The 12,568-nt window shown below is 68.5% G+C and carries 12 protein-coding genes; 4 read left to right on the plus strand and 8 right to left on the minus strand.

From position 1 onward, the window contains the following. Positions 1 to 61 precede the first annotated feature (61 nt). The 3 genes from alr to E0H73_RS41525 are packed head-to-tail and all read left to right on the plus strand — an operon-like array spanning position 62 to position 2,879. A complete protein-coding gene (gene alr, locus E0H73_RS41515; RefSeq protein WP_131366084.1) occupies positions 62 to 1,258 on the plus strand; it encodes an alanine racemase in 1,197 nt (398 codons plus the stop codon). Further along, complete coding sequence (locus E0H73_RS41520) at positions 1,255 to 2,220, plus strand: D-alanine--D-alanine ligase family protein (protein WP_202867847.1); 966 nt, start codon at positions 1,255 to 1,257, stop codon at positions 2,218 to 2,220. Before alr ends, E0H73_RS41520 begins: the two co-directional genes overlap by 4 nt. Next, complete coding sequence (locus tag E0H73_RS41525; RefSeq protein ID WP_131366086.1) at positions 2,217 to 2,879, plus strand: M15 family metallopeptidase; 663 nt, start codon at positions 2,217 to 2,219, stop codon at positions 2,877 to 2,879. Before E0H73_RS41520 ends, E0H73_RS41525 begins: the two co-directional genes overlap by 4 nt. On the opposite strand, the gene fdhD is transcribed toward E0H73_RS41525, so the two are convergent. From fdhD to E0H73_RS41555, 6 genes are all read right to left on the minus strand, one after another. Then, on the minus strand, positions 2,822 to 3,673 hold the full coding sequence (gene fdhD / locus E0H73_RS41530) for a formate dehydrogenase accessory sulfurtransferase FdhD (RefSeq protein WP_131366088.1): 852 nt from the start codon (positions 3,671 to 3,673) through the stop codon (positions 2,822 to 2,824). The two genes, E0H73_RS41525 and fdhD, sit on opposite strands and share 58 nt — an antisense overlap. Then, positions 3,661 to 4,797, minus strand: a complete 1,137-nt coding sequence (locus E0H73_RS41535) for a molybdopterin molybdotransferase MoeA (protein ID WP_131366090.1) — start codon at positions 4,795 to 4,797, stop codon at positions 3,661 to 3,663. The genes fdhD and E0H73_RS41535 overlap by 13 nt, the downstream gene beginning before the upstream one ends. Before the next feature lie 293 nt (positions 4,798 to 5,090). Then, positions 5,091 to 5,309, minus strand: coding sequence for a formate dehydrogenase subunit delta (locus E0H73_RS41540; protein WP_131366092.1), 219 nt, complete (start codon positions 5,307 to 5,309; stop codon positions 5,091 to 5,093). Further along, a complete protein-coding gene (gene fdhF, locus E0H73_RS41545) occupies positions 5,306 to 8,128 on the minus strand; it encodes a formate dehydrogenase subunit alpha (protein WP_131366094.1) in 2,823 nt (940 codons plus the stop codon). The genes E0H73_RS41540 and fdhF overlap by 4 nt, the downstream gene beginning before the upstream one ends. A gap of 76 nt (positions 8,129 to 8,204) precedes the next feature. Continuing rightward, complete coding sequence (locus E0H73_RS41550) at positions 8,205 to 9,743, minus strand: formate dehydrogenase beta subunit (protein WP_131366096.1); 1,539 nt, start codon at positions 9,741 to 9,743, stop codon at positions 8,205 to 8,207. Then, positions 9,740 to 10,234 carry an NAD(P)H-dependent oxidoreductase subunit E gene (locus tag E0H73_RS41555; RefSeq protein ID WP_131366098.1) on the minus strand — a complete coding sequence of 165 codons (495 nt, stop codon included), beginning with the start codon at positions 10,232 to 10,234 and terminating at the stop codon, positions 9,740 to 9,742. The genes E0H73_RS41550 and E0H73_RS41555 overlap by 4 nt, the downstream gene beginning before the upstream one ends. 125 nt (positions 10,235 to 10,359) lie before the next feature. On the opposite strand from E0H73_RS41555, the gene E0H73_RS41560 reads away from it, so the two are divergent. After that, positions 10,360 to 10,860 carry an SRPBCC family protein gene (locus tag E0H73_RS41560; RefSeq protein WP_131366100.1) on the plus strand — a complete coding sequence of 167 codons (501 nt, stop codon included), beginning with the start codon at positions 10,360 to 10,362 and terminating at the stop codon, positions 10,858 to 10,860. A 6-nt stretch (positions 10,861 to 10,866) separates the two neighbouring features. Here the strand turns inward: E0H73_RS41560 and E0H73_RS41565 are convergent, their stop codons facing one another. Together E0H73_RS41565 and E0H73_RS41570 are read right to left on the minus strand one after the other, a co-directional pair. After that, a complete protein-coding gene (locus E0H73_RS41565; protein WP_131366102.1) occupies positions 10,867 to 11,952 on the minus strand; it encodes a TRAP transporter substrate-binding protein in 1,086 nt (361 codons plus the stop codon). A 60-nt stretch (positions 11,953 to 12,012) separates the two neighbouring features. Next, positions 12,013 to 12,435, minus strand: coding sequence for a MerR family transcriptional regulator (locus tag E0H73_RS41570; protein WP_131366104.1), 423 nt, complete (start codon positions 12,433 to 12,435; stop codon positions 12,013 to 12,015). Between the last annotated feature and the right edge of the window lie 133 nt (positions 12,436 to 12,568).

Below are 12,568 nucleotides of genomic sequence, written 5' to 3' on the forward strand. Positions count from 1 at the left end.
CGGACAACATCCTTCCTTACTCCGATGATCCTGATGGTTGCCAGAAACAACAATGGCGGTCATGAACCTGGTTCAGTCCCGCCACCGCCCGGCAGCACGTGGGATTGCCGGACTCTCCGAGGCAGTTGTCGACCTCTCGGCTGTCCGCGACAACGTCCGGACCTTCCGGCGGCTCGTCCCGCAGGACGTGATGGCCGTGGTCAAGGCGGACGCGTTCGGCCACGGCGCCGTACCGGTGGCCCGGGCGGCGATCGAGGCCGGGGCGACCTGGCTCGGCGTTGCTCGCGCCGACGAGGCGCTGCAACTGCGCGCGGGCGGACTGACCACTCCGATTCTCACCTGGCTGTACGACGCCGCGGAGCTGATGCTGCTCGGTGACGTCGACGTGGACGTGAGCGTCTCGACGATCGCGGAACTCCAGCGCGTCGCTTCGATCCCGTCCGTCCACTGTGTGCACCTCAAGCTGGACACCGGACTGCACCGGGCCGGCAGTGCACCTGACCAGTGGATCGAGCTCACCCGTGCGGCGGCGCATTACGAGGCGCTCGGCGCCGTCACGGTCCGCGGGATCTGGTCCCACCTCTCGCACGGCGACTCCGCCGACGCCGTGCACAGCATGAGGCAGCTCCAGCTCCTGCGGACCGGGGTGAGTCTCGCGCGACGGGCCGGTCTGCGGCCGAGCGTCGTACACCTGGCCAACTCGGCGGGCGCGATCACGCTGGACGCGCCGGACTGCGACCTGGTCCGGATCGGCGCCGGTCTGTACGGCATCGACGAGACGGGCATCGGGCTGCGGCCGGCGATGCGGCTGATGAGCAAATTGGCCCAGGTACGCCGGATCCACGCCGGTGAAGGGGTTTCGTACGGCCACGACCACATCGCACCGCGGGACACCACGGTCGCGCTGGTCCCGCTCGGGTACGCCGACGGCATCCCGCGGGTCGCGGCCGGTCAGGCGAGTGTGCTCTGCCGGGGCGTCCGGATGCCCGTGATCGGACGAATCGCGATGGACCAGTTGGTCGTCGACACCGGTGACCTGGCGGTCGAACCGGGCGAACCGGTGACCATCTTCGGCGACGGCTCCCACGGTGAGCCGACCGCCAGGGACTGGGCCGGCTGGGCCGGCACCATCCCGCACGAGATCTACTGCGGCATCGGATCCCGGGTGCCCCGACGCTACGAGGCCGTGTCTGATGGTCCCGCGCCGTCGCGAGCAGGTGCGGGACCATCAGACACGGCCTGGGAGGGCAACCGGTGAAGGTCGCGGTAGTGATGGGTGGCGCGAGCCCCGAACACCAGGTCTCGCTGGCGAGCGGCAGAGGGATCGCGAAGGCGGTCGAGATCCTCGGCCACACGGCGATCCCGCTGGTGATCGATGCCAAGGGCAACTGGGTCGACGGGCAGCACGAGGCGATCGAGATCCTGCAGGCCTGCGACGTCACCGTCCCGGCCCTGCACGGCGAGGGCGGCGAGGACGGCACCCTGCAGGGATTCCTCAACCAACTGAAGGTGCCGTACGTCGGCAGTGGCGTCGCGGCGAGCGCGGTCGGTCTGGACAAGCACCTCACGAAGGCGGTCCTGAAGGCGCACGGCATCGCGGTCACTCCCGGCGTGACACTGAGCGGACCGGATCTCACCGACACCGAGGCCGCGATGCAGACGATCAAGGCGGCCGGCCTCGACTTCCCGGTATTCGTGAAGCCGGGCAACGGTGGCTCCAGCTACGGCGTGACCCGGGCGACCGATCTGGCCTCGCTGGCGCAGGCGATCGCGGACGCCGCCGACGTCGATCCGCACGTACTGGTCGAACGGGAGATGGTCGGCCGGGAGATCGATCTGGCCGTGCTGCAGTTCCCCGACGGCCACGTCGACACCGCGCCCGCACTGGAGATCCACAGTGATCCGTCCCAGCCGTTCTTCAACGCGACAGCCAAGTACGACAGCACTGCCACGCGTTTCGTCGTACCGGCGCCGCTGGATCCTGCGTTGGCCGAGCGGCTCCGGCGTACGGCGATCGAGGTCTTCGAGGTGCTGGGCTGTGAAGGGCTGGCCCGGGTGGACTTCTTCGTCCCGGCGGACGGCGAGCCGGTGGTCAACGAGATCAACACATTCCCGGGGTTCACCCCGGCGTCGCAGTTCCCGCGGATGTGGGCGGCGGCCGGGATGAGCTACGCCGACGTGGTGGACACCCTGCTGCGGACGGCGGCGGCGAACGGATGACCGTCCTGCTGAGTGACGAGCGGATCACCACGATCCCGGTCGTCGAGACCGGCGAACCGCTGGTCGACCTCTATAGCCGCGGCATCTCGACACCCAACCAGCAGTTCGCCCGCGAGAGTGTGGCTGACCGGCTGGCGGTCGCGGACACCTTCCTGCCGGCAGGGATCCAACTGCACGTGGTGGAAGGGCTCCGGCCGATTGAGAGCCAGCAGGAGATCTACGACGGCTATCGCGCCGAGCTCGAGCGGCTGCACCCGGGCATCTCCGATCGCGACGTATATGTCCTGGCGAGCCGGTTCGTGTCCCCGGTCGAGGTGGCGCCGCACGTCGCCGGGGCGGCAGTCGACCTCACGCTGATCGGCGCGCACGGTCCACTCGACCTGGGTACGCCGATCGATGCGACGCCCGAGGAGAGCAACGGTGCGTGCTTCTTCGACGCGACCAACATCAGCCGGGAGGCGCGGACCAATCGGGCGCTGCTGGCCGACGTACTGTGCGCGGCCGGGCTGGTGAACTACCCGACCGAGTGGTGGCACTGGTCCTTCGGCGACCGCTACTGGGCCTTCCTCGAAGAGCGTGGAGAGGCGCTATACGGACCGGCTCACGCAGGTGACGTGAGCCTTTCGGCCGCGGTCGTGATGCGGTCCGGGCGGGTGTAGACGTTCATGCTGCCGTTGCGGATGAATCCGGCCAGGGTGATGCCGGCCTCCTCCGCCAGATCGACCGCGAGGGACGACGGCGCGGAGACGGCGGCCAGAACCGGGATGCCTGCCATCACAGTCTTCTGCGCGAGCTCGAACGACGTACGCCCGGAGACGACCAGGATGCAGCCGGCGGCCGGGATCATGCCGCCGAGGACCGCCCAGCCGACCACCTTGTCGACGGCGTTGTGACGGCCGACGTCCTCTCGGACAACGAGTAGTTCGCCGGTCGCTGTGAACAGGCCGGCCGCGTGCAAGCCGCCGGTCCGGTCGAAGACCTGCTGCTTGGCCCGCAACGCGTCGGGCAGTCCGGCCAGTACGTCGAAGGGCACGGTCATCGGATCGTCCGCCGGGGAGAATCGCGTCTTCACCCGGACGGCGTCGAGGGACGCCTTGCCGCAGACGCCGCAGGACGAGGTGGTGTAGAAGTTGCGCTCTACACCGGCGACTGGTGGCGGTACGCCGGGTGCGAGGCCGAGGTCGAGGACGTTGTAGGTGTTGCGGCCGTCGTCGTCGAAGGAGTCGCAGTACCGGGCTTCGCGGATGTCGTCGACGCTGCCGATCACGCCTTCGGTGTGCAGGAAGCCGTGGGCCAGCTCGACATCGTGGCCCGGCGTGCGCATGGTGACGGCGAGGGGCTTGCCGTCGACGCGGATCTCGAGAGGTTCTTCGACGGCGATCGAGTCCGGGCGCTTCCGTTCGCCTCCCGGGCCGAGACGCAGTACTGGACGGCGCGCGATCACACGGCCCATGGGCGTGCTCCTGGATCGAGCGGCAGCAGTCTTGCGGCGATCGCTTCGGCTGGTCCGGGGTCGACGACGGCCAGTGCGTCGGCTGCTGCTGGGCCGCGGAGCATTGCGGATCCGCCGTGGCCGACCGGTACGGCGCCGTACGGCTCGAGGCGAACCGGGACGAGGCGGGTGCTGTGGGGGTGGCACTGGAGGCCGCCGGGGATGGGGGTCAGTGTCAGGCCCGGGAGCGGGAGGTCGCGCATGCGGAGGAGGGCCGAGACGCCGAGGGTAAGGAACGCGACGAGGGCGGCGAACGGGTTGCCGGGGAGGCCGACGACCAAGCGGCCGTCGGGCAGCTGGGCAAGGGCTTGGGGGTGGCCGGGGCGGCAGGCGACACCGTCGATGATCAGCTCGGCGCCGAGGGCGGACAGCGCCGGGCGGAGATGGTCTGCTGGGCCGGAGGCGGACGAGCCGGAAACGAGAATGAGCTCGGCGTCGGTGGTGTCGAGGGCGTTGATGAGGGCGGTGCCGTCGTCCGGTAGGTGTGTGATGGGTGCTGCGGTTGCGCCGGCGCGGGTGATCAGGCCGGGGAGCATGGGGCCGATGGCGTCGCGGACGCGGCCCGGTCCGGACGGGCCGCGGTGGACGAGTTCGTCGCCGGTGACCAGGGCGGCTACTCGTGGTTTGGGAATGACGGTCAGGCGGTTGAGGCCGACGGTTGCGGCCAGGCCGAGGACTGCCGGATCGACCGTTACGCCTGCTGGCAGAAGTTGTTCACCGGCCTTGCATTCTTCTCCGGCTCGTCTGATGTGCTTGCCTTCTTCGCTCGGGCCGTCGAGGCGGTCGCCCACGAGCACGCTGTCCTCGGAGCGCATCACCGAGGTCGCATCCGCCGGCACTGCGGCTCCTGTCACGATGCCGCAGGCCTCACCCTCCTCCAACCTCACAGGATCTGCGCACCCGATCCCCACGTGTCCGACCACGCGCCAGGGTCCGGTGCCTCGCATCGCGAACCCATCCATGGCAGAGCGATCCACCGGAGGCACGGCCACCGTTGAAACCAGCGGCGCGGCCAGCGTCAGCCCATCCGCGTCGCTCAAACTCCGCGAGACCGCCCCCAGTGGCGCCCCCGCAGCATGAGCCATCTGCCGAGCAAAATCCCAGGACACATCCACCCGCCGCGCCCGAAGGGCACGGCCGGCACCGTCCGCTCCGCGGCCGGGATGAGCACCCGCAGCCCCGTCCTCCCCCACCTCCCGCAAGGCAGCCGCTCGGCCGGGATCCGCATGCCCGGCTTCCCCCACGACCCGGTGGCTGCCAGCACCGTCCGCTGGGTGGCCGGGATCCGATCCCGCCGGTCCACCCTCAACCACCTGCCGGATGGCGGCGGCTCGCCCGCCGCCGCCCGCGGGGGCTTCGGCGGGGTCGTGGTCTGTGGTCACTTGGTGGCCAGTTGGTGGGCTGCCAGGGCGGCGATGGGGTCCAGGTCTTCGGCGCCGGACTGGACGTGGGCTATCAGGGCTGCCTTCATGCGGGGGTCCCAGACGGCGTTCATGTGGGTGGCTACCGCGGTGGCGGCGTCCGTGGGTGGGCGGTGGGCGAACTGGGCCGCGATCTCGTTCGCCAGCCGGACGTGGGGCGGCAGCCCGGCGCTCATCGGTTGCCGCCAGCAACGACAGGCTCACGCTCGGATTGCGCCTCCACCCGGTCGGGCAGCAGGTCGACCTGGACCGCGGTCACCTTGTACTCCGGGCAGTTCGTGGCCCAGTCGGAGTTGTCCGTGGTGATCACGTTCGCCCCCGTGACCGGATGGTGGAACGTCGTGTAGCAGACCCCGACGGGCATCCGGTCGGACAGCTTGGCCCGCAGTTCGGTCCGTCCGACCCGGCTCGACAGCGCGACCTGGTCGCCGTCCTCGATCCCGCGGACCTCGGCGTCGTGCGGATGCATTTCGAGGATGTCCTCCGGGTGCCAGGCGACATTCGCCGTACGACGGGTCTGGGCGCCGACATTGTATTGGGACAGGATCCGACCGGTGGTGAGGATCAGCGGGAACTTCCGCGTCGACCGCTCCGTGGTCGGCACGTACACGGTCTCCATGAACCGGCCCTTGCCGCGGGTGAACTCCTCCTCATGCATGATCGGCATCCCGTTCGGGAAGTCCACGTTGCACGGCCACTGGATCGAGCCCACCTCGTCCAGCTTCTTGAACGAGACGCCCATGAACGTCGGCGTGGTCTGCGCGATCTCGTCCATGATCTGGCTCGCCGAGTCGTAGTGCATCGGGTAGCCCATCGCCTGGGCGATCTCGCAGACGATCTCCCATTCCTGCTTGCCGGTCTCCGGCGCCATGATCGGACGGACCCGGTTGATCCGCCGCTCGGCGTTGGTGAACGTGCCGTCCTTCTCCAGGAACGATGTCCCCGGCAACAGCACGTGCGCGAACTTCGCGGTCTCGTTGATGAACAGGTCCTGCACGACGAGCAGATCCAAAGCACCCAGCGCCGCGAACACATGCTGCGTGTTCGGGTCGGACTGCGCGATGTCCTCACCCTGCACGAACAGACCCCGGAACGATCCCTCGATCGAGGCGTCGAACATGTTCGGGATCCGCAGGCCCGGCTCGTTCAGCAGCGGCGTACCCCAGAGCTTCTCGTAGACCTCGCGGACGCCGTCGTCGGACACGTGCCGGTAGCCCGGCAACTCGTGCGGGAACGAACCCATGTCGCACGAACCCTGCACGTTGTTCTGCCCACGCATCGGGTTCACGCCGACGCCGGGCCGGCCGATGTTGCCGGTCGCCATCGCGAGGTTCGCCATCCCCATCACCATGGTCGAACCCTGGCTGTGCTCGGTAACGCCGAGGCCGTAGTAGATCGCGCCGTTGCCGCCGGTCGCGTACAACCGGGCCGCCGCGCGGATCTCCTCGGCCGGTACGCCGCTGATGTCGGCGACCGCCTCGGGGCTGTGCTCGGGCTGCGCGATGAACGACTCCCACGTCTCGAAGTCCTCGCACCGATCCGCCACGAACGCGCGATCGACCAGGTTCTCCGTCACCACGACGTGCGCGATCGCATTGATGATCGCCACGTTCGTGCCGGGCGCGAGCCGCAGGTGGTGCGCGGCCTCGATGTGCGGCGAGCGGACCAGGTCGATCCGGCGTGGGTCGACCACGATCAGCTTCGCGCCCTGCCGCAGCCGCTTCTTCATCCTGGATGCGAAGACCGGGTGGGCGTCGGTCGGGTTCGCGCCGATCACCAGAATCACGTCGGCCTCCTCGACCGACTTGAAGTCCTGGGTGCCGGCCGACTCGCCGAACGTCTGCTTCAGGCCGTACCCGGTCGGCGAATGGCAGACCCGCGCGCAGGTGTCCACGTTGTTGTTGCCGAACACCGCGCGGACCATCTTCTGTACGGCGTAGACCTCTTCGTTGGTCGTCCGCGACGAGGTGATCGCCCCGATCGAGCCCGGCCCGTACTGCGCCTGGATCTCGCGCAGCCGCCGTGCGGTGAAGGAGATCGCCTCGTCCCACGAGACCTTCCGCCATTCGTCCGCGATCGTGTCGCGCACCATCGGCTCCAGCACCCGGTCCGGGTGACTCGCGTACCCGAACGCGAACCGGCCCTTCACGCAGGAGTGGCCTTCGTTCGCGCCGCCGTTCTTGTACGGCACCATCCGCACCAACTCGTCACCGCGCATCTCGGCCTTGAACGAGCAGCCGACACCGCAGTACGCGCAAGTCGTGATGACGGACCGCGTCGGCATACCCAGTTCGACGACGGACTTCTCCTGCAGCGTGGCGGTCGGGCACGCCTGCACGCACGCGCCGCAGGACACGCAGTCGGATTCCATGAACGAAACGCCCGCACCGGCCGCGACCTTCGAGTCGAACCCGCGGCCCTCGATCGTCAGTGCAAGAGTTCCCTGTACTTCGTCACAGGCGCGGACGCACCGCGAACACGCGATGCACTTGGACGCCTCGAAGTCGAAGTACGGGTTGGAGGAGTCGGTCGGCAGGTCCATGTGGTTCGCTCCGGCCTCGACACCGGAGCCGTACCGGACCTCGCGCAGGCCGGTGACGCCGGCCATGTCCTGCAGTTCGCAGTCACCGTTGGCCGAACACGTCAGGCAGTCCAGCGGGTGGTCGGAGATGTAGAGCTCCATCACGCCGCGGCGGAGCTTGCCGAGGCGTTCGTTCTGGGTCCGCACGGACATGCCGGGTGACACCGGTGTCGTGCAGGAGGCCGGCGTACCGCGGACTCCGTCGATCTCGACCACGCACAGCCGGCAGGAGCCGAACGCCTCCAGGTTGTCGGTGGCGCACAGCTTCGGGACGTCGACCCCGGCCTGCTTGGCCGCTCGCATGACCGACGTCCCGGGTGGGACGGTCACCGCGATTCCGTCGATGGTCAGTTCGACGGTGGCGTCGCCGGGGCGGGCCGGCGTACCGAAGTCGGGTTCCTTGAGCAAGCTCATCCGCGACCTCGCTTCGCTCCGGGCGCGGATGGGGCACAAAGGGGACTGTATTTGATGATGAACTCGCTTCGCTCGTTCATGCGCCGAAGTCCTTTCCGAAATGGCGGACGGCACTTTGTACCGGCATGGGTGTCAGCCCGCCCATCGCGCAGAGCGAGCCGTCGGTCATCAGTTCACACAGGTCGTCGAGCAGGACGAGGTTCTTCTGCCGGTCCTCACCGGCCACGATCCGGTCGATCGTCTCGACGCCGCGGACGGCACCGACCCGGCACGGGGTGCACTTGCCACACGACTCGGCCGCGCAGAACTCGAACGCGAACCGGGCCATCGAGGCCATGTCGACGGTCTCGTCGAACACCACGATGCCGCCGTGCCCGACCATCGCACCGGCCGCCGCGAACGCCTCGTAGTCCATCGGCAGGCCGAACTGCTCGACCGGGAGGTACGCCCCGAGCGGGCCGCCCACCTGGACGGCCCGCACCGGGCGGCCCGACGACGTACCGCCGCCGAAGTCGTTCACCAGTTCGCCGAGAGTGATGCCGAACGCGGTCTCCACGATCCCGCCGCGGGCGACGTTCCCGCCGAGCTGGAACACGCTCGTACCGAGCGATCGCCCGGTCCCGTACGCCGCGTAGGCCTCGGCGCCTTCGGCCAGGATCACCGGGACAGTTGCCAGCGACAACACATTGTTCACCACGGTCGGGCGGCCGAAAAGCCCTTCCAGGGCAGGGATCGGGGGCTTGGCCCGGACCTGTCCACGCTTGCCCTCGAGGCTCTCCAGCATCGAGGTCTCTTCACCACAGATGTACGCGCCCGCACCGACACGGACGTGCAGCTCGAAGGCGAACCCCGAGCCGAGGACGTCGTCCCCGAGCCAGCCCTCCGACCGGGCGATCTCGATCGCGGCCCTGAGCGTCGCCACCGCGTCGGGGTACTCGGACCGCAGGTACACGTATCCTTCCGAGGCCCCGACGGCGTACGCCGCGATCGTCATCCCCTCGATCAGCGTGAACGGATCGCCCTCGATCAGCATCCGGTCCGCGAACGTCCCGGAGTCGCCCTCGTCGGCGTTGCAGCAGACGAACTTGAGGTCGGACTCCGCACCGAGCACGGTCCGCCACTTGATCCCGGTCGGGAACCCTGCACCGCCACGTCCGCGCAGCCCGGAGTCCACCACCGTCTCCACCACCTCAGCCGGCGTCCGCGCCAGCGCCGCCCGCAGTCCGCGGATCCCGCCGTACGACGTGTACTCCTCGGCGGAGAGTGGATCGGTCACACCGACCCGGGCGAAGGTGAGTCGCTGCTGCCGCTTCATCCACGGCAGTTCGTCGACGACGCCGAGGTGGGCGCCGATGTCGCGGACCTCGCCGCTGAGCATCCCGGCCGCGAGCAGGCCGTCGACATCCTCAGGCGCGACCGGGCCGTAGCCGACCCGGCCTTCGGCGGTCTCGACCTCGACGAGCGGCTCGAGCCAGAGCATGCCGCGCGAACCGTTGCGGACCACCTGCACGTCCTGACCGTGGGCCGCGGCCGCCGCGGCGATCCGCTCGGCGACCTCGTCCGCGCCGACGGAACGTGCGGCCGCGTCGCGCGGGACGTAGACACGGATGGTCATCGGGCCTCCCCGAGAAGGGCGTCGAGCCGTGCCGGTGTCACGCGACCGTGCAGTTTCTCGCCGACCTGGACCGCGGGTCCGAGGGCGCAGTTGCCGAAGCAGAAGATCTCGTCGAGAGTGATCCGGCCGTCGTACGTCGTCTCACCGAAACCGCAGCCGATACTGCGTTTGGCGTGTTCGGCCAGCTCAGCGGCACCGACCGATCGGCACGCCTCCGCCTGACAGATCGCGACCGTCGTCCGCCCGGCCGGTGCCCGGCGGAAGTCCTTGTAGAAGGTGATCACGCCGTGCACCTCGGCGACGGCGATGTTCAGTACGTCGGCGATGACCGGGATGTCGGTCTGGTCGACGTACTCCAACTCCTCTTGGACGGCGTGCAGGATCGGGATCAGCGCCCCCCGGAGACCTCGCAGTTCGGTGGCTATCTCGCGTACTCGCTGGGCACGCCCGGGGACCGGGACGGGGGCTGCGGCCACGACCTCACTCGTCATGTATACAACATTCCGTCGCCAGCATCGCGGGGTCAAAGCAAAGCTGCCTATCACCTGATAGGCAGCATCTATCAAGGCCTATCACGAAATGTCGAGGCCGACTGAGCGGGTACGACGTCCGGGGCATGAACGACTACGGAGTGACCGGTGCGAGCACCGAGGTCCAGGTGGTGTTGAGGGTTTCCGTCGAGCAGGTGTGGGCGGGAATCACGGCCGTCGATCGGTACGGCGAATGGAGTCCGGAGTGCTACTACGGCGCCTGGCTCGACGACGACCGGCTCGTGGCCGGAGCGCGGTTCGAGGCGCGGAACAGGTTCGCGGACGGGTTCGAGACGTACGTGACGTGCGTGGTCACGGTCGCCGACGAGCTGACCAGGTTCGGCTGGGACGTGTACGGCGACGAGGACGAGCCGTTCGCCCATTGGGAGTACGACCTGCGATCGCAGGGCTCGCAGACCGTGGTGCACCAGACCTTCACCCACGGTCCTGGTGACAGCGGCTTGCGTGCGGGCGTCCGCAACCACCCCGCCGACGCGGCGCAAGTCATCCAGGGCCGGCTGGATCAGCTCGCCGGCAACATGCGCAAAACCCTCACCGCGATGGAGTCTGCCCTCCTCCCGGGCTGACCCACGTCACGGACATGGACTTGCCAGGTCCTGTGCGGGCACCTGGATGGACTGTTTCAGGGTGCGGATGCGCTCGATCTGCGACTGCGCTTTCGCATCCTTCGCCAGGTCGGCGTACACGGGCTGGACGGCCTTGGTCAGCGCTGTGAGGTCCGCAGCGCTGGCCGTGACGATCTTTCCCCCGAGGTTGCAGAACGCCACGGCATTGGCCGTCTCGGTGGTCCGGTTCGCCAGCACCCAGACCTGCAGGGCCTTCACCGAGTCCTGCAGGACTGTCCGATTGGCCTCCGACAACTCGGCGTACACCTCCGGGTTGATGACGAGGGTGTTCACCTTCTCGTTGAAGATGACGTTCCCGGCTGCGGTGGACGGCGCCGGGAAGCCGCGGGCCAGCAGGAATCCCGATTCGACGCCGGCCATCGACGCGTCCTGGACGCCCTGGACGAACGTGCTGTCGGTGACGTCGACCGGCTTCCCGCCGAGTGCCCGGAGGGTCGCCTCGTTCAGCAGGGAATGAGGTGTCCGGATGGTCTGGAGGTGGTAGTCCTCGACCCGCACCAGGGCGTGCCGGAAGCCGAAAGTGTGGCGCGGGCTCTCCGGCAGCAGCGTCAGACCCATGACACCGGCCTTCTCGAGGCCCGACATCAGTTCGGTGGCCAGGTCAGAACTGGTGACGATCCTGTCGGCCAGTGCGTCCGACGTGACCAGGAACGGAGCATTGAGCGCACGGAAGGTGCTCACTCCTTCGGTGTCCCAGGCTCTGGCCGGGACCATCCCCATCCCGAGTTGCTTCTCCTTGACCATCCGCGCGATCTTCTGGTCCCACTCGACGGATTCCGGTCCGGACGCCTGCCAGACCGGATAGAGCAGCAGGTTCCCGTCGGAACCTGATCGGACCAGTTCGACCAGCTTCATGATCGCGATCCCGCCAGGACTGTCCGGATCGTCGTCGGCCGTTCCGATCTGGATCGTCACCGGGCCCGCATCGGCCTCGGCGGCCTTGGTCTCAGGTGCATCGTTGCTGCAGGCCACCCCCGCGCCCAGCAGCGCAAGCGCCAGCGTGAAAATCCCCAGACGTCGTCTCGGATTCATGGCTCCCCCCACGAACCACAGTGGCACGGCCCAGGCCGATCTACCAGGCTGTGCTGGGGCTCAGGAGGCGGCCGAGGCGTCGGTGGGTCCGGCGTCCACCCAGAGGCAGTCGGCGGTGCCGTCGGCGAGACTCTCGGTGTAGATGTCGACCTTGTGAGTGATCACGTTCAGGCACTCGTTGAGTTCCTGGATCTGCGCGCTGACGTAGTCCTGGTGGCTGCGGAGCAAGGCCAGACGGTCCTGTTCGTTGCCCGGACCTTGACGCACCAGATCGGTGTACTTGCGGATCGTGTCGAGCGGCATACCGGACGAGCGGAACTTGATGCACATGTCCAGCCAGTCGACGTCGTCCTCGGTGTACACGCGCCGGCCGTTCGACTCCCGCCGGACCGGGTCCGCGAGCAACCCTTCCCGCTCGTAGAACCGCAGCGCGTGCACGCTCAGCCCGGTCCGCTCCGCCACCTGCCCGATGCTCAGACCCATGGGCCGCACCCTAACCCGGCAGCTAGACCCACCTCTAGACGGTATGAAGTGACCGCTCGGGGTTGCTGGGTGGTTGCGGGCCGGGGCCTCACTCGCACAGATTCGTGGGTTGCCGAGTAGGGGCTGCCTGCTC

The sequence above is a fragment of the Kribbella pittospori genome, from assembly GCF_004331465.1.
In the GTDB taxonomy this organism is placed as follows: domain Bacteria; phylum Actinomycetota; class Actinomycetes; order Propionibacteriales; family Kribbellaceae; genus Kribbella; species Kribbella pittospori.